General features: G+C 60.3%; 28 protein-coding genes and 1 pseudogene. 22 read left to right on the forward strand and 7 right to left on the reverse strand.

All coding sequences use genetic code 11. From position 1 onward, the window contains the following. The first annotated feature begins 3 nt into the window (after positions 1–3). The 10 genes from ACA053_RS07945 to ACA053_RS07990 all read left to right on the forward strand — a co-directional run bounded on the left by ACA053_RS07945 (position 4) and on the right by ACA053_RS07990 (position 9,005). A complete protein-coding gene (locus ACA053_RS07945) occupies positions 4–375 on the forward strand; it encodes a chemotaxis response regulator CheY (RefSeq protein ID WP_003183998.1) in 372 nt (123 codons plus the stop codon). 22 nt (positions 376–397) lie between these two features. Further along, the gene (locus ACA053_RS07950; RefSeq protein WP_403099478.1) at positions 398–1,186 is read left to right on the forward strand and encodes a protein phosphatase CheZ; all 789 of its coding nucleotides are present in this window, start codon (positions 398–400) and stop codon (positions 1,184–1,186) included. Between the two features lie 53 nt (positions 1,187–1,239). Next, on the forward strand, positions 1,240–3,471 hold the full coding sequence (locus ACA053_RS07955) for a chemotaxis protein CheA (protein WP_497316457.1): 2,232 nt from the start codon (positions 1,240–1,242) through the stop codon (positions 3,469–3,471). Positions 3,472–3,521: 50 nt separating this feature from the next. After that, positions 3,522–4,661, forward strand: coding sequence for a protein-glutamate methylesterase/protein-glutamine glutaminase (locus ACA053_RS07960; protein WP_497316459.1), 1,140 nt, complete (start codon positions 3,522–3,524; stop codon positions 4,659–4,661). Further along, entirely contained in the window at positions 4,661–5,401 is a 741-nt protein-coding gene (locus tag ACA053_RS07965) for a flagellar motor protein (RefSeq protein WP_109628600.1), read from the forward strand. The genes ACA053_RS07960 and ACA053_RS07965 overlap by 1 nt, the downstream gene beginning before the upstream one ends. A 12-nt stretch (positions 5,402–5,413) precedes the next feature. Beyond that, positions 5,414–6,307: a flagellar motor protein MotD gene (motD, locus tag ACA053_RS07970; RefSeq protein WP_497318199.1), complete on the forward strand. Its 894-nt coding sequence runs from the start codon at positions 5,414–5,416 to the stop codon at positions 6,305–6,307. Between the two features lie 43 nt (positions 6,308–6,350). Continuing rightward, the gene (locus ACA053_RS07975) at positions 6,351–7,139 is read left to right on the forward strand and encodes a ParA family protein (protein WP_109628602.1); all 789 of its coding nucleotides are present in this window, start codon (positions 6,351–6,353) and stop codon (positions 7,137–7,139) included. Position 7,140: 1 nt separating this feature from the next. Next, positions 7,141–8,037, forward strand: a complete 897-nt coding sequence (locus tag ACA053_RS07980) for a CheW domain-containing protein (protein WP_497394921.1) — start codon at positions 7,141–7,143, stop codon at positions 8,035–8,037. Between the two features lie 89 nt (positions 8,038–8,126). After that, the gene (locus ACA053_RS07985; protein ID WP_010456928.1) at positions 8,127–8,612 is read left to right on the forward strand and encodes a chemotaxis protein CheW; all 486 of its coding nucleotides are present in this window, start codon (positions 8,127–8,129) and stop codon (positions 8,610–8,612) included. After that, positions 8,613–9,005, forward strand: coding sequence for a DUF2802 domain-containing protein (locus tag ACA053_RS07990; RefSeq protein ID WP_461957815.1), 393 nt, complete (start codon positions 8,613–8,615; stop codon positions 9,003–9,005). Positions 9,006–9,137: 132 nt separating this feature from the next. Here ACA053_RS07990 and ACA053_RS07995 read toward each other — a convergent pair whose 3' ends face one another. Continuing rightward, complete coding sequence (locus tag ACA053_RS07995; RefSeq protein ID WP_497394923.1) at positions 9,138–9,467, reverse strand: EscU/YscU/HrcU family type III secretion system export apparatus switch protein; 330 nt, start codon at positions 9,465–9,467, stop codon at positions 9,138–9,140. Next, positions 9,464–11,038: a flagellar hook-length control protein FliK gene (gene fliK, locus ACA053_RS08000; protein ID WP_497394925.1), complete on the reverse strand. Its 1,575-nt coding sequence runs from the start codon at positions 11,036–11,038 to the stop codon at positions 9,464–9,466. Before fliK ends, ACA053_RS07995 begins: the two co-directional genes overlap by 4 nt. A gap of 197 nt (positions 11,039–11,235) precedes the next feature. Between fliK and ccmA the strand changes: the two genes are divergently transcribed. The 10 genes from ccmA (at position 11,236) to ACA053_RS08050 (ending at position 18,621) form a co-directional block, all read left to right on the forward strand. Continuing rightward, positions 11,236–11,871, forward strand: a complete 636-nt coding sequence (gene ccmA, locus ACA053_RS08005; protein ID WP_497316475.1) for a cytochrome c biogenesis heme-transporting ATPase CcmA — start codon at positions 11,236–11,238, stop codon at positions 11,869–11,871. Then, positions 11,868–12,536, forward strand: a complete 669-nt coding sequence (gene ccmB / locus ACA053_RS08010; protein ID WP_497394927.1) for a heme exporter protein CcmB — start codon at positions 11,868–11,870, stop codon at positions 12,534–12,536. The genes ccmA and ccmB overlap by 4 nt, the downstream gene beginning before the upstream one ends. A gap of 75 nt (positions 12,537–12,611) precedes the next feature. Continuing rightward, a complete protein-coding gene (locus ACA053_RS08015; RefSeq protein WP_109628608.1) occupies positions 12,612–13,367 on the forward strand; it encodes a heme ABC transporter permease in 756 nt (251 codons plus the stop codon). After that, positions 13,364–13,540 (forward strand): heme exporter protein CcmD, encoded by a 177-nt coding sequence (ccmD, locus tag ACA053_RS08020; protein WP_027922383.1) that lies wholly within the window; start codon positions 13,364–13,366, stop codon positions 13,538–13,540. The genes ACA053_RS08015 and ccmD overlap by 4 nt, the downstream gene beginning before the upstream one ends. After that, positions 13,537–13,992, forward strand: coding sequence for a cytochrome c maturation protein CcmE (ccmE, locus tag ACA053_RS08025; protein WP_497316477.1), 456 nt, complete (start codon positions 13,537–13,539; stop codon positions 13,990–13,992). Before ccmD ends, ccmE begins: the two co-directional genes overlap by 4 nt. Positions 13,993–13,995: 3 nt before the next feature. Then, a complete protein-coding gene (locus tag ACA053_RS08030) occupies positions 13,996–15,984 on the forward strand; it encodes a heme lyase CcmF/NrfE family subunit (protein ID WP_497316479.1) in 1,989 nt (662 codons plus the stop codon). Continuing rightward, positions 15,981–16,517, forward strand: coding sequence for a DsbE family thiol:disulfide interchange protein (locus ACA053_RS08035; RefSeq protein WP_083375996.1), 537 nt, complete (start codon positions 15,981–15,983; stop codon positions 16,515–16,517). The genes ACA053_RS08030 and ACA053_RS08035 overlap by 4 nt, the downstream gene beginning before the upstream one ends. After that, positions 16,514–16,987: a cytochrome c-type biogenesis protein gene (locus tag ACA053_RS08040; RefSeq protein WP_109628611.1), complete on the forward strand. Its 474-nt coding sequence runs from the start codon at positions 16,514–16,516 to the stop codon at positions 16,985–16,987. The genes ACA053_RS08035 and ACA053_RS08040 overlap by 4 nt, the downstream gene beginning before the upstream one ends. Next, the gene (ccmI, locus tag ACA053_RS08045) at positions 16,980–18,182 is read left to right on the forward strand and encodes a c-type cytochrome biogenesis protein CcmI (protein WP_077748640.1); all 1,203 of its coding nucleotides are present in this window, start codon (positions 16,980–16,982) and stop codon (positions 18,180–18,182) included. The genes ACA053_RS08040 and ccmI overlap by 8 nt, the downstream gene beginning before the upstream one ends. 31 nt (positions 18,183–18,213) lie before the next feature. Continuing rightward, a complete protein-coding gene (locus tag ACA053_RS08050) occupies positions 18,214–18,621 on the forward strand; it encodes a hypothetical protein (protein WP_497394929.1) in 408 nt (135 codons plus the stop codon). A 188-nt stretch (positions 18,622–18,809) separates the two neighbouring features. On the opposite strand, the gene ACA053_RS08055 is transcribed toward ACA053_RS08050, so the two are convergent. Next, positions 18,810–19,529: an SDR family oxidoreductase gene (locus tag ACA053_RS08055; RefSeq protein ID WP_497316485.1), complete on the reverse strand. Its 720-nt coding sequence runs from the start codon at positions 19,527–19,529 to the stop codon at positions 18,810–18,812. A gap of 300 nt (positions 19,530–19,829) precedes the next feature. On the opposite strand from ACA053_RS08055, the pseudogene ACA053_RS08060 reads away from it, so the two are divergent. Further along, a pseudogene (locus ACA053_RS08060) lies at positions 19,830–20,057 on the forward strand (type II toxin-antitoxin system HicB family antitoxin); the annotation flags it as partial. A gap of 86 nt (positions 20,058–20,143) precedes the next feature. Here ACA053_RS08060 and ACA053_RS08065 read toward each other — a convergent pair. Beyond that, positions 20,144–21,349 (reverse strand): MFS transporter, encoded by a 1,206-nt coding sequence (locus ACA053_RS08065; protein WP_497394931.1) that lies wholly within the window; start codon positions 21,347–21,349, stop codon positions 20,144–20,146. 234 nt (positions 21,350–21,583) lie between these two features. Between ACA053_RS08065 and ACA053_RS08070 the strand changes: the two genes are divergently transcribed. Beyond that, on the forward strand, positions 21,584–22,213 hold the full coding sequence (locus ACA053_RS08070) for a hypothetical protein (RefSeq protein WP_497394933.1): 630 nt from the start codon (positions 21,584–21,586) through the stop codon (positions 22,211–22,213). Positions 22,214–22,333: 120 nt separating this feature from the next. Here the strand turns inward: ACA053_RS08070 and ACA053_RS08075 are convergent, their stop codons facing one another. The 3 genes from ACA053_RS08075 to ACA053_RS08085 form a co-directional block, all read right to left on the reverse strand. Continuing rightward, positions 22,334–23,332, reverse strand: a complete 999-nt coding sequence (locus tag ACA053_RS08075) for a sulfate ABC transporter substrate-binding protein (RefSeq protein ID WP_497316489.1) — start codon at positions 23,330–23,332, stop codon at positions 22,334–22,336. Between the two features lie 92 nt (positions 23,333–23,424). Beyond that, the gene (locus tag ACA053_RS08080; protein WP_109628617.1) at positions 23,425–24,249 is read right to left on the reverse strand and encodes an ion transporter; all 825 of its coding nucleotides are present in this window, start codon (positions 24,247–24,249) and stop codon (positions 23,425–23,427) included. 21 nt (positions 24,250–24,270) lie between these two features. Continuing rightward, the gene (locus ACA053_RS08085) at positions 24,271–25,185 is read right to left on the reverse strand and encodes an urea transporter (protein ID WP_497316491.1); all 915 of its coding nucleotides are present in this window, start codon (positions 25,183–25,185) and stop codon (positions 24,271–24,273) included. Positions 25,186–25,190 lie beyond the last annotated feature (5 nt).

Below are 25,190 nucleotides of genomic sequence, written 5' to 3' on the forward strand. Positions count from 1 at the left end.
AACATGAAAATCCTCATCGTTGATGACTTCTCAACGATGCGGCGGATCATAAAAAACCTGTTGCGTGACCTTGGGTTCACCAACACGGTCGAGGCTGACGATGGCACTACCGCCATTCCGGTTCTCAACAGCGGGAGCATCGACTTTCTGGTAACGGACTGGAACATGCCTGGCATGACCGGTATCGATCTGCTGCGTCACGTACGCGCCGATGAAAAGCTCAAGCACCTGCCAGTGCTGATGGTGACTGCAGAAGCCAAGCGCGAGCAGATCATCGAAGCGGCCCAGGCCGGTGTTAACGGCTATGTGGTCAAACCCTTCACGGCCCAGGCGTTGAAAGAAAAAATCGAGAAGATTTTCGAACGCATCGGTTGATCCACTGCGCCACGGGGGAGCTATGGAGCATAAAGAATCTTCATTGGGCGATTTTGAATCGACCCTGAAAAAACACGCGGTCGAACTGGTCGAAAGCCTTGAAAAAGGCAGGTTCGGCGACGCCGTGCAACTGATCCATGAGCTCAATCAGACCCGTGACCGCGGCCTGTATCAGGAAGTGGGCAAGCTCACTCGCGAGCTGCATAGCGCGATCGTCAATTTCCAGATTGACCCGAACATGCCGCAAGCCGAGGAAGTGTCGCAGATCACGGACGCCACCGAGCGCCTGGGGTATGTGGTCAAGCTGACCGAGGCTGCCGCCAACCGCACCATGGACCTGGTGGAGAACGCCACGCCGCTGGTCAACAGCCTGAGCGAAGAAGCCCAGGCGTTGAGCACGGATTGGGGTCGGTTCATGCGTCGCGAAGTCGGAGCCGAAGAGTTCCGCGAACTGGCTCGGCGGGTCGACGGTTTCCTGACACGCAGCAGCGAAGACAATCGCACGGTGTCGAGCAACCTCAATGACATTCTGCTGGCCCAGGATTACCAGGACCTCACCGGTCAAGTGATCAAACGCGTAACCCAATTGGTCACCGAAGTTGAAAGCAACTTGCTCAAGCTCGTGCTCATGGCCAGCCAGGTAGACCGCTTTGCGGGTATCGAACATGACCGTGATGCGATGCTCGCTGAAAAAGATCCGCAAAAACATCTCTCTCAGGGTGAAGGTCCGCAGATTCATGCCGATAAAAGAGAAGACGTTGTGTCCGGTCAGGACGATGTGGACGATTTGTTATCCAGCCTAGGATTTTAGAGTTTTAGCATTTTAGGTTTTTTAGGTTTTTAGACCTCAGGAGCACCCCCTTAATGAGCTTCGGCGCCGATGAAGAGATCCTTCAGGATTTCCTGGTTGAGGCCGGCGAGATTCTAGAGCAACTGTCCGAACAGCTGGTCGAGCTGGAAAGCCGACCGGATGATGCGGATTTGCTCAATGCAATTTTTCGCGGTTTTCACACTGTAAAAGGGGGCGCCGGCTTCCTCCAGCTCAACGAGCTGGTGGAGTGCTGTCACATCGCCGAGAACGTGTTCGACATCCTGCGCAAGGGTGAACGTCGCGTCGACTCGGAACTGATGGACGTGGTTCTCGAAGCGCTGGACGCGGTGAACAGCATGTTCACCGAAGTGCGCGAACGCAGCCCGATCACGGCTGCCACGCCTGAATTGCTCGCGGCACTGGCCCGTCTGGCCGAGCCGCAAACGGCTGATGAAGCTGCACCGGTGGCTGAAGTGGTCGAAGCACCGGCCGCTGAAGAGTCGGGCGACATCACCGATAACGAATTCGAACAACTGCTGGACTCGCTGAACGCCGTCAAGGCTCAAGCCGAAGCACCGGCAGCTGCTCCAGTGGCTGCTGCGGATTCTGCGGCCAGCGACGAAATCACCGATGCCGAGTTCGAGTCGTTGCTCGATCAACTGCACGGCAAAGGCCAGTTCGCTGTCGACGCAGTGGCAGCGCCCGCTGCACCGGCTGCCCCGAAAGCGGCAGGCGACAGCTCTGACATCACCGACGACGAATTCGAAGCATTGCTCGATCAACTGCACGGCAAGGGCAACTTTGCGGTGGATGCGCTGGAATCGGCCATTGCCGCCGTACCTGCACCGGCTGCGCCAACCGCTAAAGCGGCTGGTGGCGATCTGATCTCCGATCACGAGTTCGAGTCGCTGCTCGACGAATTGCACGGCAAAGGCAAGTTCACCGAAGTCGGCACAGGTGCAGCAGTCGCTGCTCCAGCCGCCAAGGCTGCGGCGCCGAAACCGGTTGCCAAGGCGCCCGAGCCGAAAGCCGAAGCGCCGAAGCCAGCGGCTGCCGCTGCACCGGCTCCAGCCCGTGCACCGTCCGCGCCACCACCGGAAAAACCGGCCAGTGAAGCCGAGACCACCGTGCGGGTTGATACCGCGCGTCTCGACGAAATCATGAACATGGTCGGCGAACTGGTTCTGGTGCGTAACCGCCTGGTCCGTCTGGGCCTCAACAGCGGCGACGAAGCCATGTCCAAGGCCGTGTCGAACCTAGACGTGGTCACGGCCGACCTGCAGACCGCGGTCATGAAGACCCGGATGCAACCGATCAAGAAAGTCTTCGGGCGCTTCCCGCGTCTGGTTCGCGACCTGGCTCGCCAGCTCAAGAAAGAGATCAACCTGGAGCTGGTCGGCGAAGAAACCGACCTCGACAAGAACCTCGTCGAGGCCCTGGCCGACCCGCTGGTCCACTTGGTGCGCAACTCGGTCGACCACGGTATTGAAGAGCCGGCCGAGCGTGAAGCGATGGGCAAGCCTCGCAGCGGCAAGGTGATCCTGTCCGCTGAGCAGGAAGGCGACCACATCCTGCTGTCCATCTCCGATGACGGCAAAGGCATGGACGCTGACGTTCTGCGCGGCATCGCCGTGAAGAAAGGCTTGATGGACAAGGATGCAGCCGATCGCCTCAGCGAGTCCGATTGCTTCAACCTGATCTTCGCGCCGGGTTTCTCGACCAAGACCGAAATTTCCGATGTCTCCGGACGCGGCGTGGGCATGGACGTGGTGAAAACCAAAATCGCCCAGCTCAACGGCACCATCAATATCTATTCGACCAAGGGCAAGGGCTCGAAGATCGTCATCAAGGTCCCGTTGACCCTGGCGATCATGCCGACGCTGATGGTCATGCTCGGCAACCAGGCGTTCGCGTTCCCGCTGGTGAACGTCAACGAGATCTTCCACCTCGACCTGTCGCGCACCAACGTGGTGGACGGCCAGGAAGTGGTGATCGTGCGGGACAAGGCACTGCCATTGTTCTACCTCAAGCGCTGGCTGGTCAGCTCCGCCGCTCACGAAGAGCAGCGCGAGGGCCACGTGGTGATCCTTTCGGTGGGCACTCAGCGGATCGGCTTCGTCGTCGACCAACTGGTGGGCCAGGAAGAAGTGGTCATCAAGCCATTGGGCAAAATGCTCCAGGGAACCCCGGGCATGTCGGGCGCCACCATCACCGGTGACGGTCGCATTGCGCTGATTCTCGATGTACCGAGCATGCTCAAGCGTTACGCCGCACGGCGTATTTGATTCTGGTGGAGCGGGGCGACTGAGCCTCGCTCCGTCCTAACGGAGTGTTTATGGTAGTCAAAGTCCTGGTGGTGGACGATTCGGGGTTTTTCCGCCGCCGCGTCTCGGAAATTCTTTCAGCGGATCCGAATATCCAGGTCGTCGGTACGGCGACCAACGGAAAAGAGGCGATCGATCAGGCGCTGGCCCTCAAGCCAGACGTGATCACCATGGACTACGAGATGCCGATGATGGATGGCATCACGGCGGTGCGGCACATCATGCAGCGCTGCCCGACCCCGGTATTGATGTTCTCCTCGCTGACGCACGAAGGCGCTCGGGTAACCCTCGACGCGCTGGACGCTGGCGCGGTGGATTTCCTGCCGAAGAATTTCGAAGACATCTCCCGTAACCCGGAGAAGGTCAAGCAACTGCTGTGCGAGAAGATTCTCAGCATCTCGCGCAGTAACCGTCGTGCCAACACCTACAGCGCACCGGCTCCTGTCGCCGCGCCAGCCCCGACGCCTGCGCCTTCGAGCGTCAGCAGTTACGGCAGCAGCACGCCTGCGCGTCCGGCAGCGGCACCGATTCCGGCGCGTAGCTACGCCCCGGCATCGTCGGGCCCGTCGTCGCCCGCGCCAAAACGCAAAGCCTACAAACTGGTGGCCATCGGCACGTCCACGGGCGGCCCGGTTGCCTTGCAGCGGGTGTTGACCCAGTTGCCGGCCAACTTCCCGGCCCCGATCGTGCTGATCCAGCACATGCCGGCCGCCTTCACCAAGGCTTTCGCCGAACGGCTGGACAAGCTTTGCCGCATCAGCGTCAAGGAAGCCGAGGATGGCGACATCCTGCGTCCGGGCCTGGCGCTGCTGGCGCCGGGTGGCAAGCAAATGATGATCGATGGCCGTGGCGCGGTGAAAATCCTGCCGGGCGACGAGCGTCTGAACTACAAACCGTGCGTGGACATTACCTTCGGTTCCGCCGCCAAGTCCTACGGCGACAAAGTTCTGGCGGTCGTACTGACCGGCATGGGCGCCGACGGTCGTGAAGGCGCGCGCCTGCTCAAGCAGGGCGGCAGTGCGATTTGGGCACAGGATGAAGCCAGCTGCGTGATCTACGGCATGCCGATGGCGATCGTCAAAGCAGACCTCGCCGACGCGATCTACGGCCTGGACGATATTGGCAGACACTTGGTCGAGGCCTGTATCTGATGGATGTTTTAAGCCTTATCGGGATCATCATGGCGTTTGTCGCCATCATTGGCGGCAATTACCTTGAAGGCGGTCACCTCGGCGCATTGGCCAACGGCCCGGCGGCACTGATCGTAATCGGTGGGACCGTCGGCGCGGCGTTGCTGCAATCGCCGATGAGCGCTTTCAAGCGTGCCATGCAAATCGTTGGCTGGATTCTGTTTCCGCCGCGCGTTGACCTGGCCGGCGGTATCGACCGCGTCGTCAACTGGAGCCTGACCGCGCGCAAGGAAGGGCTGCTCGGTCTGGAAGGGGTGGCCGATGCCGAACCTGACAGTTATTCGCGCAAAGGTCTGCAACTGCTGGTGGACGGCGCTGAGCCGGAAGCGATTCGCAGCATTCTGGAAGTGGATTTCTACACCCAGGAATCCCGCGACATCGAAGCGGCCAAAGTTTTTGAAAGCATGGGCGGTTACGCGCCGACCATCGGCATCATCGGTGCGGTAATGGGCCTGATCCATGTCATGGGCAACCTGGCCGATCCGTCGCAACTGGGCAGCGGCATCGCCGTCGCCTTCGTCGCCACCATCTACGGCGTGGCCAGTGCCAACCTGGTGTTGCTGCCGGTTGCCGCCAAGCTCAAGTCCGTTGCCTTGCGCCAGTCGCGTTATCGCGAAATGTTGCTGGAAGGGATCCTGTCGATCGCCGAAGGTGAAAACCCTCGCTCTATTGAGTTGAAGCTTCAGGGCTTCATGGATTGATGGGGGATATGGATCATGGCTCGTCGTCGGCAACCTGAAGAACATGTAAACCATGAACGCTGGCTCGTTTCCTATGCCGACTTCATCACGTTGCTGTTCGCATTCTTCGTGGTCATGTATTCGATTTCTTCGATCAACGAGGGCAAGTACAAGGTCATCTCGCAGGCGTTGATCGGGGTCTTTACGGATGCCGATCGCTCGCTCAAGCCGATTCCGATTGGTGAAGAACGGCCGCAGACCGTGACCCCGGCCAAGCCGCTGGTCAAGGACAGTGAGCAGGTCGATGCCGGTGTTTCCGGTGCCAGCGATCCGCTGAAAAGCATCGCCGATGACATCAGTGCGGCGTTTGGCGACTTGATCAAGTCCAACCAGATGACCGTGCGCGGCAACGAGTTGTGGGTCGAGATCGAACTCAACTCCAGCCTGTTGTTCGGCAGCGGCGACGCCATGCCCAGCGACATGGCGTTCAGCATCATCGACAAGGTTGCCGGCATTCTGAAACCGTTCGACAACCCGATTCACGTCGAAGGCTTTACCGACGATCAACCGATCCGCACCGCGCAATACCCGACCAACTGGGAACTGTCCTCGGCCAGGTCGGCGAGCATCGTGCGCATGCTGGCGATGCAGGGTGTGAACCCTGGCCGCCTGGCATCAGTGGGTTACGGCGAATTCCAGCCAGTAGCCAACAACGCCACTGCCGAGGGCCGGGCACGCAACCGTCGCGTCGTACTAGTCGTGTCTCGAAATCTCGATGTACGCCGCAGCCTCACCGGCACCGGGACCGCCCATGCGCAACCGGATGCGGCGTTGAAGCGTGCTGGCACACAAACTGCACCGACCCCGGTCAAGTCGCCGGTACGAGAGAGCGCCGTCAATTCTCCGTCACCTGCATCAACACGTTGAGCTATTTCTCGGTCCACCTTGTCGACCGAGTGGAACAATCCGAATGAGAGTCTGGGCCGTTGCCAATCAAAAGGGTGGTGTTGGTAAAACCACTTCCTCTATCGCTTTAGCCGGGTTACTGGCCGAGGCGGGCAAGCGCGTGGTCGTGGTCGATCTCGATCCGCACGGCTCGATGACCAGCTACTTCGGCTACGACCCCGACAGCCTGGAACACAGCAGCTACGACCTGTTCCTGCACAAGGGCAGCGTGCCGCAGGGCTTGCCTGGTCAATTGCTGTTGCCGACCAGTGACGAACGCATTTCGTTGTTGCCGTCGAGCACCGCTCTGGCAACGCTTGAACGTCAGTCGCCGGGCCAGAGTGGCCTGGGCCTGGTGATCGCCAAGAGCCTGGCGCAACTGTGGCAGGACTTCGATTACGCGGTCATCGACAGCCCACCGTTGCTCGGCGTGCTGATGGTCAATGCCTTGGCGGCAAGCCAGCAACTGGTGATCCCGGTGCAGACCGAGCACCTGGCCGTCAAAGGACTGGAGCGCATGGTCAACACCTTGGCGATGATCAACCGCTCACGCAAAGTGGCGTTGCCGTTCACCATCATTCCGACCCTGTTCGACCGCCGCACCCAGGCATCCCTCGGGACCCTTCGCGTGCTGCGCGACAAATACCCGGAAGAAATCTGGCAGGGCTACATCCCGATCGACACGCGTCTGCGGGATGCGAGCCGGGCCGGGCTGACGCCTTCGCAATTCGACGGCAAGAGCCGTGGGGTGCTCGCGTACCGCGCACTGCTCAAGCATTTGCTGGCGGCACAACTTGTCCCGCAGGTGGCCTGAGATGAATCGGCCGGTGAAAATCACCTCGCGTCCGCAACTGGCGCTCCAGTCTTATCTGGACAGCTTGCTGATGGAGGCAACTGAAGAGTTGCCGCTGGAAGTCGAAGCGGTGGCTGAAGTCATTGAGGTCGTTGAAACGGTCGAGGTTGAAGCGGCACTGGACGAGTTCCAGGCAGCAGTGCTTGAAGAGCAGGCGCGTGATGCGCAGAAGTCCGTTGTGGCTGCCGCGCCTGTCGAAGCGCCAGTGCTTGCGCCGGTCGCAAAAGCCCCGGTGGTGATCGAAGAATCGCCGGCACCGATCCTGGCCCCGGTCTCGACCCTCGCACCGTTGCTGCAAACCCTCGTGCCGCCGTTGGTCGAAGTCCATCTGCCACCGAGCAACACGCCGCCACCGGTGGAAACCGACGGTCGTCCGGCGTGGGCCGCCGAGCCGTTCGAATGCCTGCTGTTCGATGTCGCCGGGTTGACCCTGGCGGTGCCGCTGGTGTGTCTGGGCTCGATTTACTCGCTGGCGGGGCACGAGCTGACGCCGCTGTTCGGTCAGCCGGAATGGTTCCTCGGGATCCTGCCGAGTCAGGCCGGCAACCTGAAAGTCCTGGATACCGCGCGCTGGGTCATGCCCGACCGCTACCGCGATGATTTCCGCCAGGGCCTGCAATACGTTATTTCGGTTCAGGGCTACGAGTGGGGGCTGGCGGTGCATCAGGTCAGCCGCTCGTTGCGCTTGGACCCGAATGAAATCAAATGGAGAAGTCACCGAGGTCAGCGGCCATGGCTCGCCGGCACGGTGATTGAGCACATGTGTGCATTGCTGGACGTCTCCGCATTGGCCGAGTTGATCGCCAGCGGCGGGGCAAAGCACATGGGCGGCAGCAAGCCGCTACACAAATCGACATAACAGCCGACATAACAATCATGCGACGGCATTGTTGAATGCCGCCACACAGAACACACGCCGCCAGAAGCGGTTTTTCGAGGGGTCAGGGTATGAGTAGTCAAGCGACGAATGCAAAAGGTTCCGAAGATCCGATCCTGCAATGGGTAACCTTCAAACTGGATAATGAAACCTACGGCATCAACGTGATGCGCGTTCAGGAAGTCCTGCGCTACACCGAAATCGCCCCGGTTCCGGGTGCTCCGAGCTACGTGCTGGGCATCATCAACCTGCGCGGTAACGTGGTCACCGTGATCGACACCCGTCAGCGCTTCGGCCTGATGAATGCCGAGATCAGCGACAACACCCGTATCGTCATCATCGAAGCCGACAAGCAAGTGGTCGGGATCATGGTCGACAGCGTGGCCGAAGTGGTTTACCTGCGTCAGTCAGAAATCGAAACCGCGCCAAACGTCGGTAACGAAGAGTCCGCCAAGTTCATTCAAGGCGTGTGCAACAAGAACAACGAACTGCTGATCCTGGTCGAACTGGACAAGATGATGAGCGAAGAAGAATGGTCGGACCTGGAGAACATCTGATTGATTCTTGAGGTAGCGGTCATTGTCCTGTTCCTTTTCTGGGCAGGTACGCTGGCAATGTTCCTGGCGTACATTCGCGCTCAACGGCAAATTGCCGCGCAACAGGCCCAGGGTGATGCGCTGCGCGATCAGCGCATCAAGGACCTGGCCAAGCGCGTTGATGACTATCAGAGCGGCAACGTGCGCATGGGTGAAGACCTGCACGAACTGCGCGCCGTCGTCGGTCCCCTGCCGGACAAACTGGCGCAGCTTGAACAGCGTGATCCGTCGAGCCTGTCGTTTGCACAGGCGGCACGCCTGGTCGGGATGGGAGCTACGGTGGATGAACTGACTCAGTCTTGCGGGTTGACCCAGGCTGAGGCGGAGTTGATGCGCAAGCTGCACAAGAGCTGATCATTGCGACTCGGCTGAGATTGCCATCGCGAGCAGGCTCGCTCCTGCATGGGGATGGGGTTGAACACAAATTGTGTGAACACCGCTGAACCCTGTGGGAGTGAGCCTGCTCGCGATGGCATCCGTGAAGTTTTAGTAATCATCCCCGCGTTCGGTAACATCCTTCTCGACCATCACTGCATCCGGATCATGCCCCGCCGGAAACTTGCCCTTCAGGTTCCACGCAAACGCAATAATCTCGGCAATCGTGCGGTACAACTCTTCCGGAATACTTTCCCCCAGTTCCATCCGCGCCAGCAGCTTCACCAGCTCGGCGTTTTCATAGATCGGCACTTCATAATCACGGGCAAGCTTCAGAATGGCTTCGGCCAGTGCTTCGTCGCCTTTGGCCGTGAGGGTAGGGGCGTGGGTGCCGTCGTATTTGAGGGCGATGGCCTGGCGTGGGGTGTTGGGGTTTCTCATGCGGTTTCGTCGACCCAGCGTTGTTCGAGGCGGGTTTGCGGGCCTTGCGGTGGGGTGCCGAGGTGGCAGTCGAGATCACCGACGTTCAGCCCGGAATCCAGCAAGCGCTGGCGCAGCGCGGCCAGATTGCTTTCGATCAGGCTGGCGGTGTACGGCCGTTCGGCCCACAGCTGGCTGGACAGGCTGCCCTTGATCAGCTGCGCCTGAATCTGCAACGGGCCCAGCGGTTCCATGTCGAACGCCAGGTCCACGCGCCACAGTTGTTGCTTCGGCTCGCGTTCGTCCCGACGTTCGTGCGGCTGTTCTTTCTCCGGCGCTTCTTCGCGCTGGAACTTGACTTGCAACGGCACGATGTCCTGCAAATTGCGCATGGGGATTTCAAGCTGCCAAGTGCTGAGCAGTCGACCATCGTCAGTGACGCCGGTCTGCTCAAGACTCGACAATTGATGGCTTTGCAGGCGCGAAACCGCCGCCGCAGCCAGACGCAGTAAATGCTCCAGATCGTTTTCACCGTCCTGGCTTTGCAGCAGGCGCTCGGGCAGCGGGAAACTGGTCGGCAGCGGTTTGGCGCTGACCTGACCGAGCATGCCCAATGCGCTTCGCACAAAACTCGGCATGGTCTGGACCAGCGTATTGGCCGCAATGATCGCGTTGAGATTGGTGTTGGCCGGCAATCCTGGCGTCAATTGCGCGATCAGCTTGAGCAGATCGCCTTTCATGTCCGGCGCCAGTGTCGGATTTTGCCCGGTCAGCAGTTTCGCTTCGAGGAACACACCGCTATTGGCCAGCGCCTGAGCCAAACCTTTCGGGGTACTCAGTTGCTGAACGTCCGGCAAACCGGCCAGCAGTTTTTCCACGGCAACCCGCAGGTCGCTGGACGTCTGATCTGACGGTGGCAGGTTTTGCAGGACTTTGATCAAGCCATCCAGCGAGCCTTGGCGGCTCTGCTGACTGACCAATTGCTGGGTGACCGCCAACTGCTCCTGACGATTGCTCAGCGGCACGAATTTCAGGGTTTGCGTGTCCTGCACCAGGGCGCTCAACAACGTGCCGATGCGCAGCGGCGTCGGACTCTCGATGCTCAGCGTGCTGCCGCTCAACGCGGTGTTGAGCAGGCTCACCATCGAACGAAACACCGTCGGTTGCCCCGGCACCTGCGGCAGCACCTGCGAGGTCAGCACTTTGCCTTGCAGCAAGGTGCCGACCGGCAGCTGCGCGGTGTCGATGCGGGTGAGGGTGGCGACGCTGGACGCGATGGCCTGTTGCACCGTGATCGCCAGATTGCTGGCTGACGGCTGGGTGATCGCCAGGCTCGTGCCTTGGGGCAGCGGCTGGGTGCTGGTGGCCTGGACCGTGGTCTGGCGGCCGCTCTCAAGGGTGACTTTGAGCAACAGTTGAAAGGTCTGATCCGCTTGCTTGAGCGACAGCACTTCGGCCTTGGCGGTTTGGCCGGGTGTGATCAGGCCCTCCATCGGCGTCAGCAGCTTGAGCAGATCGCCACTCACCACCAGCGGCCGCGAAGTCGCGGGGGTGGTCTGTGGGAGCGGGAGGATGTTCATTTCGCCTGTCATACGCGGTCACAACCTGAGGAAAATGCACTCTTTAGAGTAGGGCATGGCATGTATAATGCCGCCCGTCTTTCGGGGAGTGGCGAAAACATTGCATTTGTTTGACGCAGCTCTCTAGAACAAGCCGCCAATGCATCTATGCTGCATCTCTTTAGCGGCCGCTCCGCCGCCGACTTGAACCGCAAAAGGCCCGTGATCTCTTGACCAGTCCTGTCCTGCAAACCGTTGCCCTCGCTTGTGAGCGAGACCTTCGGCTGCTCTTCGAAAATCTCGAATTGAGACTGGCCAGTGGCGAAATGGTGCAAATCAGCGGCCCCAACGGCAGTGGCAAGACCAGCCTGCTGCGTCTGTTATCCGGCTTGATGCAACCGACCGCCGGTGAAGTGCTGCTCAATGGCCAGCCGCTGAACGATCAGCGCCTGGAACTGGCGCGTAACCTGTTGTGGATCGGCCATGCCGCCGGCATCAAGGATCTGCTGACGCCGGAGGAGAATCTGACCTGGCTCTGTGCGCTGCATCAACCGGCCTCCCACGAGGCGATCTGGCAAGCGCTGGCCGATGTCGGACTGCGTGGTTTCGAGGATGTTCCCTGTCACACGTTGTCTGCCGGGCAGAAGCGCCGCGTGGCGTTGGCACGGCTGTATCTGGACAGCCCGCCGCTGTGGATCCTCGACGAACCGTTCACCGCGCTCGACAAACAAGGCGTGGCGCAACTCGAAGAACACCTGGCCGCCCACTGCGAGCGCGGCGGCATGGTGGTGCTGACCACTCACCACACGCTGAGCCGCATGCCGGCCAGCTATCGCGATATCGATCTGGGGAAATGGGCCGTATGAGTGTTTTCGGTCTGTTGGTCGCCCGTGAGGCCCGTCTGTTGTTCTGCCGTCCTGCGGAATTGGCCAATCCGCTGGTATTTTTCGCGATCGTCGTTTCGCTGTTCCCTTTGGCGGTCGGCCCCGAGTCTCAATTGTTGCAAACCTTGTCTCCGGGACTGGTCTGGGTGGCGGCCCTTTTATCGGTCCTGCTCTCGCTGGACGGGCTCTTTCGCAGTGATTTCGAAGACGGATCGCTTGAACAGTGGGTCCTTTCGTCGCACCCCCTGCCTCTTCTGGTTTTGGCCAAGGTACTGGCACACTGGGCCTTCTCTGGCCTGGCACTGGTTTTGCTCGCTCCACTGCTGGCGTTGATGCTCGGTTTGCCAACCGCCTGTCTGCCGGTGTTGCTGCTTTCTTTATTGCTGGGTACACCGGTGCTGAGCCTGCTCGGTGCGGTGGGCGCAGCCCTGACGGTGGGATTGAAGCGTGGCGGCCTGTTGCTGGCGCTACTGATTCTGCCGCTGTACATCCCGGTGTTGATTCTCGGCAGTGGCGCCTTGCAGGCAGCCTTGCAGGGCATGCCGGCGACCGGTTATCTCTTGTGGCTTGGTAGCCTGACCGCCCTGGCGATAACACTGACACCGTTTGCAATAGCTGCTGGCCTGAAGATCAGCGTCGGCGAATAATGAGGTCTGGTTAAATTTTGACCAGTAAAGACCCTTGGCTCTTCATAGCGAAGAGCAACCGTGATGGAAACAGTAATGAACTGGACCTGGTTTCATAAGCTCGGCTCGCCCAAATGGTTTTACGGCATCAGTGGCAAACTGCTGCCGTGGCTGAGCATCGCCGCGTTATTGCTGATCGGCATCGGTGTCGTTTGGGGCCTGGCTTTCGCGCCGCCTGACTACCAGCAAGGCAACAGCTTCCGCATCATCTATATCCACGTTCCCGCGGCCATGCTGGCGCAGTCCGTCTACGTGATGCTGGCGGTGTGCGGCATCGTCGGGCTGGTCTGGAAAATGAAACTGGCCGACGTCGCCCTACAATGCGCGGCGCCCATCGGTGCGTGGATGACCGCCGTGGCGCTGGTCACCGGCGCGATCTGGGGCAAGCCGACCTGGGGCTCGTGGTGGGTCTGGGATGCGCGACTTACGTCCATGCTTATTCTGCTGTTCCTGTACTTCGGTCTCATTGCGCTGGGCAACGCGATCAGCAATCGTGACAGCGCGGCCAAGGCCTGCGCGGTCCTGGCGATTGTCGGCGTGATCAACATCCCGATCATCAAATACTCGGTGGAGTGGTGGAACACCCTGCACCAGGGCGCGACCTTCACCCTCACCGAAAAACCGGCGATGCCTGCCGAGATGTGGCTGCCACTGCTGCTGACGGTGCTGGGCTTCTACTGTTTCTTCGGCGCGGTGCTGTTGCTGCGCATGCGCCTTGAAGTGCTCAAGCGCGAAGCCCGGGCGAGCTGGGTGAAAGCGGAAGTGCAGAACAGTCTGGAGGCCGTTCGATGAGTTTTGCTTCATTCGGCGACTTCCTCGCCATGGGCCATCACGCCCTGTATGTCTGGTCGGCCTATGGCATCTGCCTGGCGGTGCTGGTCCTCAACGTGGCGGCGCCGATCCTGGCCCGCAAGCGGTATCTGCAACAAGAGGCGCGTCGTCTGCGCCGGGAGAACGGCAAGTGAATCCGCTGCGCAAAAAGCGTCTTATCATCATTCTCGCGATCCTGGTGGGTGTCGGCGCAGCCGTCGGCCTGGCCCTGAGCGCCCTGCAGCAGAACATCAATCTGTTTTACACCCCGACCCAGATCGCCAACGGCGAAGCCCCGCAAGACACGCGCATTCGCGCCGGCGGCATGGTCGAGAAAGGTTCGCTGCAACGTTCCGGCGATTCGCTGGACGTGAAATTCATCGTCACCGACTTCAACAAGTCCGTGACCATCAGCTATCGCGGCATCCTCCCGGACCTGTTCCGCGAAGGGCAGGGCATCGTGGCGCTGGGCAAACTGAACGCCGAAGGCGTGGTGGTGGCCGACGAAGTGCTGGCCAAGCACGATGAAAAGTACATGCCGCCGGAAGTGACCAAGGCTTTGAAAGACAGCGGTCAATCTGCTCCAACGCCCGCGAAGGAGGGTTGATCGATGACATCCGGACTGTTTATTCCTGAACTCGGCCACCTGGCCATGATCCTGGCGCTGTGTTTCGCGCTGGTCCAGGCCATCGTGCCGTTGCTCGGCGCCTGGCGCGGTGACCGCTTGTGGATGAGTCTCGCGCAGCCGGCCGCCTGGGGTCAGTTCACTTTCCTGGTGTTCGCCTTCGGTTGCCTGACCTACGCGTTCATGGCCGACGACTTCTCCGTCGCCTATGTGGCCAGCAACTCCAACAGCGCCTTGCCGTGGTACTACAAGTTCAGCGCGGTGTGGGGCGCTCACGAAGGTTCGCTGCTGCTGTGGGCCTTGATCCTCGGCGGCTGGACCTTTGCAGTGTCGGTGTTCTCCCGGCAGTTGCCGCAAGTGATGCTGGCCCGCGTGCTGGCCGTGATGGGAATGATCAGTACCGGTTTCCTGCTGTTCCTGATTCTTACTTCGAACCCGTTCAAGCGCATCCTGCCGCAAGTGCCCAGCGATGGCGCGGACCTCAATCCGCTCCTGCAAGACATTGGTCTGATCGTTCACCCGCCGATGCTGTACATGGGTTACGTCGGTTTCTCGGTGGCCTTCGCCTTCGCCATTGCGGCGCTGATGGGCGGTCGTCTTGATGCGGCGTGGGCGCGCTGGTCGCGTCCATGGACCATCGTTGCCTGGGCCTTCCTCGGTATCGGCATCACCCTCGGTTCGTGGTGGGCCTACTACGAACTCGGCTGGGGCGGCTGGTGGTTCTGGGACCCGGTGGAAAACGCCTCGTTCATGCCTTGGCTGGTCGGTACGGCGCTCATTCACTCGTTGGCGGTCACGGAAAAACGTGGCGTGTTCAAGAGCTGGACCGTGTTGCTGGCCATCGCCGCGTTCTCGTTGAGCTTGCTCGGCACGTTCCTCGTGCGTTCCGGTGTACTGACTTCGGTTCACGCGTTTGCGTCCGATCCTGAGCGAGGCGTGTTCATTCTGATTTTCCTGCTGTTCGTGGTCGGCGGTTCGCTGACGCTGTTCGCCCTGCGCGCGCCGGTGGTGAAGAGCCACGTCGGCTTCAACCTCTGGTCCCGGGAAACCCTGCTGCTGGGCAACAACCTGGTGCTGGTGGTGGCGGCGTCGATGATTCTGCTGGGCACGTTGTACCCGCTGATTCTTGATGCGATGACTGGTGCCAAGCTGTCGGTCGGCCCGCCGTACTTCAATGCGCTGTTTATTCCGTTGATGGCGTTGCTGATGATGGTGATGGCGGTCGGCATGCTGGTGCGCTGGAAAGACACCCCGGTCAAATGGCTGATGAGCATGCTCACGCCGGTGTTGCTTGGCAGTGCTGCGTTGGCCGTGGTGGCCGGTGTCGCTTACGGCGATTTCAACTGGGCGGTGATCGCCACGTTCATGCTCGCCGCGTGGGTGTTGCTGGCCGGTGTGCGCGACATCCTCGACAAGACCCGCCACAAAGGCCTGATCAAAGGCCTGCCGACCTTGACCCGCAGCTACTGGGGCATGCAGATCGCGCACTTGGGCATCGCCGTGTGTGCCCTCGGTGTGGTGCTGTCGAGCCAGAACAGCGCCGAGCGCGATTTGCGCCTGGCGCCGGGCGAGTCCATGGACCTGGCCGGTTATCACTTCGTGTTCGAAGGCGCCAAGCACTACGAAGGCCCGAACTTCACCTCCGACAAGGGCACCGTGCGAGTGATCCGCGATGGCAAGGAAGTCAGCGTATTGCACCCGGAAAAACGCCTGTACACCGTGCAGAACTCGGTGATGACCGAAGCCGGGATCGACGCCGGTTTCACCCGTGACATTTACGTCGCACTCGGCGAACCGCTGGGCGATGGCGCCTGGGCTGTGCGCGTGCACGTCAAACCGTTCGTGCGTTGGATCTGGTTCGGCGGGCTGCTCACAGGTTTCGGCGGGTTGCTGGCGGCGCTGGATCGCCGTTATCGGGTCAAGGTGAAAAGCCGTGTGCGTGAAGCACTGGGCATGACAGGAGCCACTGCATGAGACGTTGGTTAATGCTGTTGCCACTGGCGATTTTTCTGGTGGTGGCTGTTTTCCTGTATCGCGGGTTGTACCTGGACCCGGCCGAGTTGCCTTCGGCGATGATCGGCAAGCCGTTCCCGGCGTTTTCCCTGCCGACCGTGGAAGGCGACAAGACCCTGACCAAGGCCGACATTCTCGGTAAACCGGCGCTGGTCAACGTCTGGGCCACTTGGTGCATCGCCTGCAAGGTCGAGCACCCGGTACTGAACAAACTGGCCCAGCAGGGCGTGACGATTTATGGCATCAACTACAAGGACGTCAACGCCGACGCGAAGAAGTGGCTGGTGGAATTCCACAACCCTTACCAGTTGGGCATCAGTGATGCGGACGGTTCGCTGGGCCTGAACCTCGGCGTATACGGCGCCCCGGAAACCTTCTTCATCGACGCCAAGGGCATCATCCGCGACAAGTTCGTCGGGGTGATCGACGAGCAGGTCTGGCGCGAAAAACTGGCGGCCCGGTATCAGGCGCTAGTCGACGAGGCCAAGCCATGAAACGCTGGATAGCCGCTGTTGTACTGGGTTTGAGCATGGCCGGCGTCGCGCACGCGGCCATCGACACCTATGAGTTCGCCAAAGAAGGTGATCGCGAGCGTTTTCGCGAGCTGACCAAAGAGCTGCGTTGCCCCAAGTGCCAGAATCAGGACATCGCCGATTCCAATGCACCCATCGCCGCCGACCTGCGCAAAGAGATTTTCCGCATGTTGGGCGAAGGCAAGGACAACCAGCAGATCATCGACTTCATGGTTGATCGCTACGGTGATTTCGTCCGCTACAAACCCGCTCTGAACGCCAAGACCGCCTTGCTCTGGTTCGGCCCTGCCGGCCTGTTGCTGGGCGGTTTTGTGATCATCGCCGTGATCGTCCGCCGTCGTCGCGTGCAACGCACGGACACCAAGGACGAGCTTTCTGCCGAGGAGCGTGAGCGCCTCGACCACCTGTTGGATAAAACCAAGAATGATTGATTTCTGGCTCGCTGCAGGTCTGCTACTTCTGGTTGCCCTGAGTTTTCTGCTGATCCCCGTTTTGCGTGGCCGTCGTGCGCAGCTTGAAGAGGATCGTACTGCCCTGAACGTCGCGCTGTATCAGGAGCGCGTGGCTGAGTTGCAAACCGAACAGGAAGAGGGCGTGCTCAACGCTGCGCAACTGGAAACCGGTCGCGCCGAAGCGGCCCGTGAGTTGCTCGCCGACACCGAAGGCGTCGAGGCACCGCGCGTGGCGCGCCTGGGCAAACCGTTGCCCTTGCTGGCGGCGATTCTGGTGCCGGTCCTGGGGTTGGGCTTGTACCTGCATTACGGTGCCAGCGACAAGGTCGAACTGACTCGCGAATTCGCCCAGGCGCCGCAGTCGATGGAGGAGATGACCCAGCGTCTGGAGCGCGCGGTCGCGGCGCAGCCGGATTCCGCTGAAGGCTTGTATTTCCTCGGTCGCACGTACATGGCTCAGGACCGTCCTGGCGATGCGGCGAAGATCTTCGAGCGCACGGTGAACCTGGCCGGTCGTCAGCCGGAGCTGCTCGGTCAATGGGCCCAGGCCCAGTACTTCGCCGATGGCAAAAAGTGGTCGGACAAGATTCAGGCGCTGACTGACGAAGCGCTGAAAGCCGATCCGAAAGAAGTCACCAGCCTTGGCTTGCTGGGTATCGCGGCGTTTGAAAGCCAGCGGTATCAGGACGCCATCGACTACTGGAATCGCCTGTTGGCGCAACTGCCGCCGGAGGACAGTTCCCGTGCCGCGCTGCAAGGCGGGATCACCCGGGCCACCGAGAAACTCGAAGCCAGCGGCGGCAAAGTCGCCCAGGCCCCAGTGGCCAAAGCGGCAGCGAAACTTAAAGTCACTGTCGATCTGGCGCCTGAGCTCAAAGCCAAGGTCCAGCCTGGCGACAGCGTGTTCATTTTTGCCCGCGCCACCTCGGGTCCACCGGCCCCGCTGGCCGCCAAGCGTCTGACCGTGGCCGACTTGCCGGCCACCGTCGAACTGGGCGATGCCGACGCAATGATGCCGCAGTTGAAACTGTCTAACTTCCCTGAAGTCCAACTGGTTGCGCGCATCTCACGCGCCGGCCAACCGACTGCCGGCGAATGGATCGGTCGCAGCCAGCCCCTGGCCAGCAGCACCACTGCGGCGCAAAAACTGACTATCGACAGCCCGGACAAATAACAGCCCGGGATAATTAACAGGAAGCACCGCCATGACCGCCATCGCTCGTATCACCCTGCTCAGTCTGGTTTTGGGGTTAAGCGCTTGTGCGGTCCAACGGCCCCCTGAGCAGCCAACCCCGCCACCGATCCCACCATCGCAGCCCAGCACCAAACCGGCGCCCTCGACGGTGCCAAGCAAACCGACCACCCCGGCCAAACCCGCCAAGCCGCTGCCACGCACTTCCGCGAGCTTTGCGCCACCACCGGGCGGCAACAGCCATTGGGATGCCAAGCTTGGCGTTTACGTGCTGGATGATCAGCCCAATACCTTCTACCGCCAGCGCACCTACTACCGCTGGAACAACGGCTGGAGCCGGTCGATCAGCCCGAACGGGCCATGGGAAGAGACCAATATCCATGGCGTGCCGGGTGGGTTGGGGCGGCAGTTCGGGGAGTAACCGCTAGCACAGAACAAGGCGACCTTCGGGTCGCCTTTTTTGTGCGCGCAGGAAATCGATTCTGGTTTCAACCCAACTCCCTGTGGGAGCGAGCCTGCTCGCGATGATGGCGGCACATCCAACATTAATGTGACTGACAGTCCGCCATCGCTAGCAGGCTAGCTCCCACAGGGGATTTGTGTTGTTGGTCAGAACGCGGCTTTGCCGATAGAAGAACCGCCATCGACAAACAACGTTTGCCCGGTGATAAACCCGCTCTGCTCGGACAGCAAAAACGCAATCGCCGCCGCGATCTCATGCGGCTGCCCCAACCGACCCATCGGCACACCCGCCAGATACCGCGCCTCGCCTTCGCTACCCGGCGGGTTGTTGGCGCGAAACAGCTCCGTTTCCGTCGGCCCCGGCGCCACGGCATTCACGGTCACGCCGGTTTGCGCCAGTTCCAGCGCCCAGGAGCGCGTGAAGCTGATCAGCGCTGCTTTGGCCGCCGCGTACGCCGTGCGCTGGGTGATCCCGAGCACGGTCAAACTGGAAATATTCACCACCCGGCCCCAGCCCTTGGCGCGCATGTTCGGCAGCAGCGCCTGAGTGGCCTGCAACGCCGAATGCAGGTTGACACGCATTACGTCGTCGAAGGTATCGAGGTCGATTTCGCCCAGCACTTGCGGGCGAACCAGGCCGACGTTATTCACTAGCCCATCGAATTCATACGTTCTGGACAAATCCGCCAGCACTTCCTGGGTCAGCGTCCTGTCGCTCAAATCCAGCGGAAACAGAATGCCGGGGAACGACAGGTCCGGGGTTCGGGCAATCCCGACTACCCGATGCCCCGCGCGGTCCAGATGCTCGGCCACTGCCCGGCCAATGCCTTTGCTGGCGCCAGTGATGAGAAAAGTACGTCGGGTCATTGCGAACTCCTTGAAAGGACATGCCGCCGGGGCAGGCAGCCGTTGAACGGGTCAGCCGCGAATCGCATCCGGCATCGCTTCAGGCGCTGGACGCTGAGTGTAATCCGGGTTGGCCCTGGCGGTAACGAATCAGGTGAGATCCATCCTGACCGCAGGGGCGAAATGCGCTCAGGTGAAGCTATAGGATTCATGCTTGGGGCATGAGGAATTCACATCCTGAAAAACAACGTGAACAGATCCTGCCTGGCTTCTATGGTGCAGTGGCGTTCCATTAAGGTGAATTTTGCTGAAGGAACCGCTGTGCACTATCCAATCATTATTGAGTGGGGAGATGAACGGACTGCGACAGGTATTCAAATACCGGATATCCCGGGTGCTGTGGCTGCCGGGGATACGTTCGAGGAGGCATACGACGCAGATACTTCTGCAACAAATGGAAGAACTGGGGATGTTCCGGCGCCCACATCGGTGAGCGAGCATCGAGGCAATCCGGAGTTCTCAGGCAGAGGCTGGGGAGTGTTGAAGATTTGATGTGCGGAACATCAGTCGCACATCAATCACGAGCAAACCAGATTCCTGTGGGCGCGTGGCTTGCCCGCGAAGCTTTTGACGCCTTAAGCCGTCGCCAACGAAGCCTTCGGCGAAACGCTCAAAAACCGCAACAACGCCAACAGCGGAAACGCGCTGCCCACGATCACGATCCACAGCCAGCCGCCATGCTCATACACCGCGCTGGCCACCGACGAACCGAACGCGCCGCCGATAAAGATGCTGGTCATGTACAACGCGTTCAAGCGGCTGCGGCTTTTGGCGTCGAGGGCGTAGACCGCGCGTTGGCCGAGGACCATGTTCATCTGCACGCAGAAGTCGAGCACCACGCCGGTGACCGCGAGGCCGATGACGCTGTAGACCGGGTGGATGAACGCTGGCAGGAAGCTGAGGCTGGCGAACAGCAGGGCCAGCAATGAGGCGATGCGGGTGTGGCCGGCGTCGGCCAGGCGACCGGCGATAGGCGCGGCAATCGCACCGATGGCACCGACCAGGGCGAAGATCGCGATTTGGGTTTGCGACAGGCCATGATTGCGCGCCAGTTCCAGCGGCACGGCAGTCCAGAACAGGCTGAACGTGGCGAACATGCAGCCCTGGTAGAACGCGCGTTGACGCAACACCGGTTGCTGGCGCAACAGCGTCCATAGAGAACCCAGCAACTGGCCATAAGAGGCGCTGTGATCAGGCTGGCGCTTGGGGATCGTCAGTGCCAGCACCACGCTGATCGCCGCCATCAACACGGCCGCGATCACAAACATCGCGCGCCAGCCGAAGTGGTCAGCCACGAGGCTGGACACCGGCCGCGCCAGCAGAATCCCCAGCAGCAACCCGCCCATGATCCCGCCGACGACCCGACCCCGTGACTCTTCCGGCGCAAGGTGCGCCGCCAGCGGAATCAGGATCTGCACCGACACCGAGCTGAAACCCACCAGCAACGAGATCAGCAAAAACGCGTTCGGCTGATCGGTAAACGCCGCACCCAACAAGCTGGCGATCGCCACCACAGTGGTGATGATCATCAGCCGGCGATTTTCCAGCAGATCCCCCAGTGGCACCAGGAAGAACAGGCCCAGCGCGTAACCGATCTGGGTCAGCGAAACGATCAGGCTGGCCATGGTGCTGGTCAGGCCGATGTCCGGCGCGATCAGGCCGATGATCGGCTGGGCGTAGTAGATGTTGGCCACAATCGCGCCACAGCAGAAGGCGAACAGCAGCACCATGCCTTTGGTCATTGTCGCGGTGCCGTGGGGCACCTGAGTCGCTGGGTTCATAAGGTGTCTCGCTGAACAAAAGGGAATGCGCGCAGGCTAAAGAGCTATCGAATTCGGCAGAAGAGGGGTTGGAGTGATAGCAATCATTCCTTTGCGGAATGAGTGACGGACGTGAGTGCTGTCCATCGACGAACCTTGCGTCAAAATGTTGAGGTCCGATGATACATTCACTTACATCCTGTTCGATAGCGTGCTTATGTTCTCCTTCACGATTCATAACCGGAAGGCACTTCCATGAATGCGATGTTTCGTCACCTTATTCGCGGCGTTTCAGTGGTCACCTTGATCGGCATGTTCACGGCAGGTTTCGCTCAAGCCGCCGACGCGCCGGGAATGCGCATTGGCGTGCGCGGCGAGATCACCGGGGTCAGCCCCGATGTCTTGAAAGTCCACGTCAATAGCGGTGAAAACGTGGTGATCAACCTGACCCAAGACACCAAAGTCCGCGCCGTTACCCTGGCCAATATCGAAGATATCAAACCCGGCAGCTACATTGGTTCGGCGGCCATTCCACAAGACGACGGCACCTTGAAGGCGCTGGAAGTCCACGTCTTTCCACCGGAACTGGCAGGCAGCGGCGACGGGCATCGACCGTTCGACCTGGCCAAGGGCAGCAGCATGACCAATGGCAGCGTGGGCGATCTGGTGGTCAGCAATGGCCGGGTGTTGACAGTCAACTACAAGGGCGGGCAGCAGAAGATCCTGGTGCCGGAAGATGTGCCGATTGTGAACCTGATGCCGGGGGATCGGAGTTTGCTGAAGGTCGGGGTGAAGATCGTCACGTTTGTGACCCAAAGTGCTGACGGGACGCTCACCGCTCAATCGATTTCTGCCGGCAAGGATGGCGTCACCCCACCGATGTAAAGCGAATCGAAATCCTTGTGGGAGCGAGCAAGCCCGCTCCCACAGTTGTTCAGTGGGCGTGGCTAAAAAACCACAAAAAAAGGCGACCTTATCGGGTCGCCTTTTTGTTGGGCTCAGGAATTACTGACCGCTGTAAATCTGATCAAAAACCCCACCATCATTGAAGTGAGTCTTCTGCACAGTCCGCCAGTCGCCAAAGGTCTTCTCCACCGACAGGAAATCCACTTTCGGGAAACGATCGGTGTACTTGGCCAGCACCGCCGGATCACGTGGACGCAGGTAGTTGGCCGCGGCAATTTCCTGACCTTCAGGCGACCAGAGGTACTTCAGGTATTCCTCGGCTGCGGCGCGGGTGCCTTTCTTGTCGACGGTTTTGTCGACCACCGACACCGGCGGCTCGGCTTCAGCGGAGACGCTTGGGTAGATCACTTCAAACTGGTCACGACCAAACTCGCGGGCAATCATTTCCGCTTCGTTTTCGAAGGTCACCAGCACGTCACCGATCTGGTTGGTCATGAACGTGGTAGTAGCGGCACGGCCGCCGGTATCCAGCACTGGCGCTTGCTTAAACAGTTTGCCGACGAAGTCTTTGGCCTTGTTCTCGTCGCCACCGTTTTTCAGCACATAACCCCAGGCGGACAGGTAGGTGTAGCGACCGTTACCCGAGGTTTTCGGGTTCGGCACGATCACTTGCACGCCATCCTTGAGCAGGTCCGGCCAGTCTTTCAGGGCTTTCGGGTTGCCTTTGCGGACGATAAACACGGTGGCCGAGGTAAACGGTGCGCTGTTGTTCGGCAAGCGGGTGACCCAGTTGTCCGGGATCAGTTTACCGTTGTCCGCCAGGGCATTGATGTCGGTGGCCATGTTCATGGTGATGACGTCAGCCGGCAGGCCATCGATCACCGAACGCGCCTGTTTGCTGGAACCGCCGAAGGACATCTGCAGGGTGATGTTCTCGTTGTGCTCGGCTTGCCAGTGTTTCTGGAACGCAGTGTTGTAGTCCTTGTAGAAATCGCGCATCACGTCGTAAGAAACGTTGAGCAGGGTCGGTGCGGCCTGAGCCACGCTGGTCAGTGCCAGGCCAGCGGCCAGAAGTGAGGCGCCAAAGAGTTTTTTCACTGCGCATTCCTTGTTCTATTTAAAAGTGAGGCAATTTGCCAGCGACTATAGCCGGGCTCGCATAGGCCCTTAAAGATTAAAAAGCTCTTTGCTTATTCCAGTTTCTTAAACAGAGCGTTGCCGCATCGCGAGCAGAATGCCGCACCGTGTTCGTGGCTGTTTTTCTTGCATACCGGGCAGTCGTGTTGCAGCTGTTCACCGCGCATGGCATTGGCCAGTTCGGCGGTGAAAATCCCGGTGGGTACGGCGATGATCGAATAACCAGTGATCATCACCAGCGACGAAATCACCTGGCCCAGCGGTGTCTTTGGCACGATGTCGCCGAAGCCCACCGTGGTCAACGTCACGATCGCCCAGTAGATGCCTTTGGGAATGCTGGTGAAACCGTGTTCCGGGCCTTCGATCACATACATCAGCGTGCCGAATACCGTCACCAGCGTGCAGACGCTGACCAGAAACACCACGATTTTCTGCTTGCTGCCGCGTAGCGCCGACATCAAATAGTTGGCTTGCTTGAGGTACGGGCTGAGCTTGAGGACGCGGAAGATCCGCAGCATCCGGATGATCCGGATAATCAGCAGGTATTGCGCATCGGCGTAATACAGCGCCAGGATCCCGGGCACGATCGCCAGCAGATCCACCAGCCCGTAAAAGCTGAACGCATAGCGTAACGGCTTGGGTGAGCAGTACAGACGCAAGCCATATTCGATGGCGAAAATGACGGTGAAACCCCACTCGATGTACGCCAGCACGTCGGCGTAGTTCTTGTGGACCGTGTCGATGCTGTCGAGCATCACGATCACGATACTGGCGAGGATGATCAACAGCAATATGCCGTCGAAGCGCCGCCCCGCCTTGGTGTCGCTCTGGAAAACCATGACGTAAAGCTCTTCACGCCAGTTTTTGCTGCTGTCCATGGATACCGCCTGAACCAATGATCAGCGAAGCCTAGGTTGATTCTCCTCCAGAGTGCAAGGCGTAAGGGCGACAGGAGTCTTGCCGAGCATTTGAACAACGGTGCGGATCAGCCAGCAGGCGAGGATGAACGGCGCGGTCAGCGTTGGCAGACCGATGGCGGCAAACACCGGCGTCAGCAACAGCGCTGATGCAATACCGAGCAGCGGCAGCCAAGGTTTCTGGCGTTGCGAGCTGAAGGCGAGGGCGGCGAGTACGGCGTTATAGCCACCGAGGCCGATCAATGCGGTATAGAAGTCGTGATGCAGCAGGCTCCAGCCCATGCCCGCGACAGACGCCAATAACGCCCAACAGAATGCGCGGCGATCAGCGATCAGCAAACCCACGGCAATCATCGCGCCGGCCAGGGGATGGCCGAGGAACATCACCTGGCCAAGGCCTTTGAGTGGTGCGATGAGCATGTTCAGCGTATTGATTTCGATCAAGTGTGGAGTTGTCGAGGGCGTGGCGAAGCACAGCAGCAACCAGCCCAGCCCCACAAAGGGCGCGGTGTAGGCAGGCAGGTAGTGGCTGACCCGGACGCGTTTGAGCCACTGTTGAGTGACCATCGCACTCAGCCCACCCGCAGCGATGACCAGCGGTGGCAACAGCGCGGACCAGGGGAAATAGAGGCTCAGCAGCAGGCCGAGCAAGACACCGTTGTAACTGAACAGCCCGGCCTGGCGATCGGCCTTGGCATAGCCGCGACGTTGCGCCGTGAGCAACCCGGCGACACCGCCCAGCAGTGCACCGCCGAGCAGGGTGGGCGCGGTGAGAAGAATCGCCAACAGGCACAGCAGACCGCACAGCGGATGACGCTGGAGGAAGATCTGGCTGAAACCGTTGAGCAGGGCAGTCGCCCAATCGGGGCAGTGGGTGTTGAAGTGGTTGGCAGGCATGGCAG

Source organism: Pseudomonas sp. LBUM1672, assembly GCF_059695655.1.

Bases quoted from the DNA above. Each gene is read 5' to 3' on its own strand.
- fliK (WP_497394925.1), bottom strand. From the start codon at position 11,038: ATGACAGGCGAAATGAACATCCTCCCGCTCCCACAGACCACCCCCGCG.
- ACA053_RS08035 (WP_083375996.1), top strand. From the start codon at position 15,981: ATGAGACGTTGGTTAATGCTGTTGCCACTGGCGATTTTTCTGGTGGTG.
- ACA053_RS08080 (WP_109628617.1), bottom strand. From the start codon at position 24,249: ATGGACAGCAGCAAAAACTGGCGTGAAGAGCTTTACGTCATGGTTTTC.
- ACA053_RS08050 (WP_497394929.1), top strand. From the start codon at position 18,214: ATGACCGCCATCGCTCGTATCACCCTGCTCAGTCTGGTTTTGGGGTTA.
- ACA053_RS07955 (WP_497316457.1), top strand. From the start codon at position 1,240: ATGAGCTTCGGCGCCGATGAAGAGATCCTTCAGGATTTCCTGGTTGAG.
- ccmD (WP_027922383.1), top strand. From the start codon at position 13,364: ATGAGTTTTGCTTCATTCGGCGACTTCCTCGCCATGGGCCATCACGCC.
- ACA053_RS07985 (WP_010456928.1), top strand. From the start codon at position 8,127: ATGAGTAGTCAAGCGACGAATGCAAAAGGTTCCGAAGATCCGATCCTG.
- ccmB (WP_497394927.1), top strand. From the start codon at position 11,868: ATGAGTGTTTTCGGTCTGTTGGTCGCCCGTGAGGCCCGTCTGTTGTTC.
- ACA053_RS07960 (WP_497316459.1), top strand. From the start codon at position 3,522: ATGGTAGTCAAAGTCCTGGTGGTGGACGATTCGGGGTTTTTCCGCCGC.
- ACA053_RS07975 (WP_109628602.1), top strand. From the start codon at position 6,351: ATGAGAGTCTGGGCCGTTGCCAATCAAAAGGGTGGTGTTGGTAAAACC.
- ACA053_RS08030 (WP_497316479.1), top strand. From the start codon at position 13,996: ATGACATCCGGACTGTTTATTCCTGAACTCGGCCACCTGGCCATGATC.
- ACA053_RS08055 (WP_497316485.1), bottom strand. From the start codon at position 19,529: ATGACCCGACGTACTTTTCTCATCACTGGCGCCAGCAAAGGCATTGGC.
- ACA053_RS07965 (WP_109628600.1), top strand. From the start codon at position 4,661: ATGGATGTTTTAAGCCTTATCGGGATCATCATGGCGTTTGTCGCCATC.
- ACA053_RS08070 (WP_497394933.1), top strand. From the start codon at position 21,584: ATGAATGCGATGTTTCGTCACCTTATTCGCGGCGTTTCAGTGGTCACC.
- ACA053_RS07980 (WP_497394921.1), top strand. From the start codon at position 7,141: ATGAATCGGCCGGTGAAAATCACCTCGCGTCCGCAACTGGCGCTCCAG.
- ACA053_RS08015 (WP_109628608.1), top strand. From the start codon at position 12,612: ATGAACTGGACCTGGTTTCATAAGCTCGGCTCGCCCAAATGGTTTTAC.
- ACA053_RS07995 (WP_497394923.1), bottom strand. From the start codon at position 9,467: ATGAGAAACCCCAACACCCCACGCCAGGCCATCGCCCTCAAATACGAC.
- ACA053_RS08040 (WP_109628611.1), top strand. From the start codon at position 16,514: ATGAAACGCTGGATAGCCGCTGTTGTACTGGGTTTGAGCATGGCCGGC.
- ACA053_RS07945 (WP_003183998.1), top strand. From the start codon at position 4: ATGAAAATCCTCATCGTTGATGACTTCTCAACGATGCGGCGGATCATA.
- ACA053_RS08085 (WP_497316491.1), bottom strand. From the start codon at position 25,185: ATGCCTGCCAACCACTTCAACACCCACTGCCCCGATTGGGCGACTGCC.
- ACA053_RS07950 (WP_403099478.1), top strand. From the start codon at position 398: ATGGAGCATAAAGAATCTTCATTGGGCGATTTTGAATCGACCCTGAAA.
- ccmI (WP_077748640.1), top strand. From the start codon at position 16,980: ATGATTGATTTCTGGCTCGCTGCAGGTCTGCTACTTCTGGTTGCCCTG.
- ACA053_RS08065 (WP_497394931.1), bottom strand. From the start codon at position 21,349: ATGAACCCAGCGACTCAGGTGCCCCACGGCACCGCGACAATGACCAAA.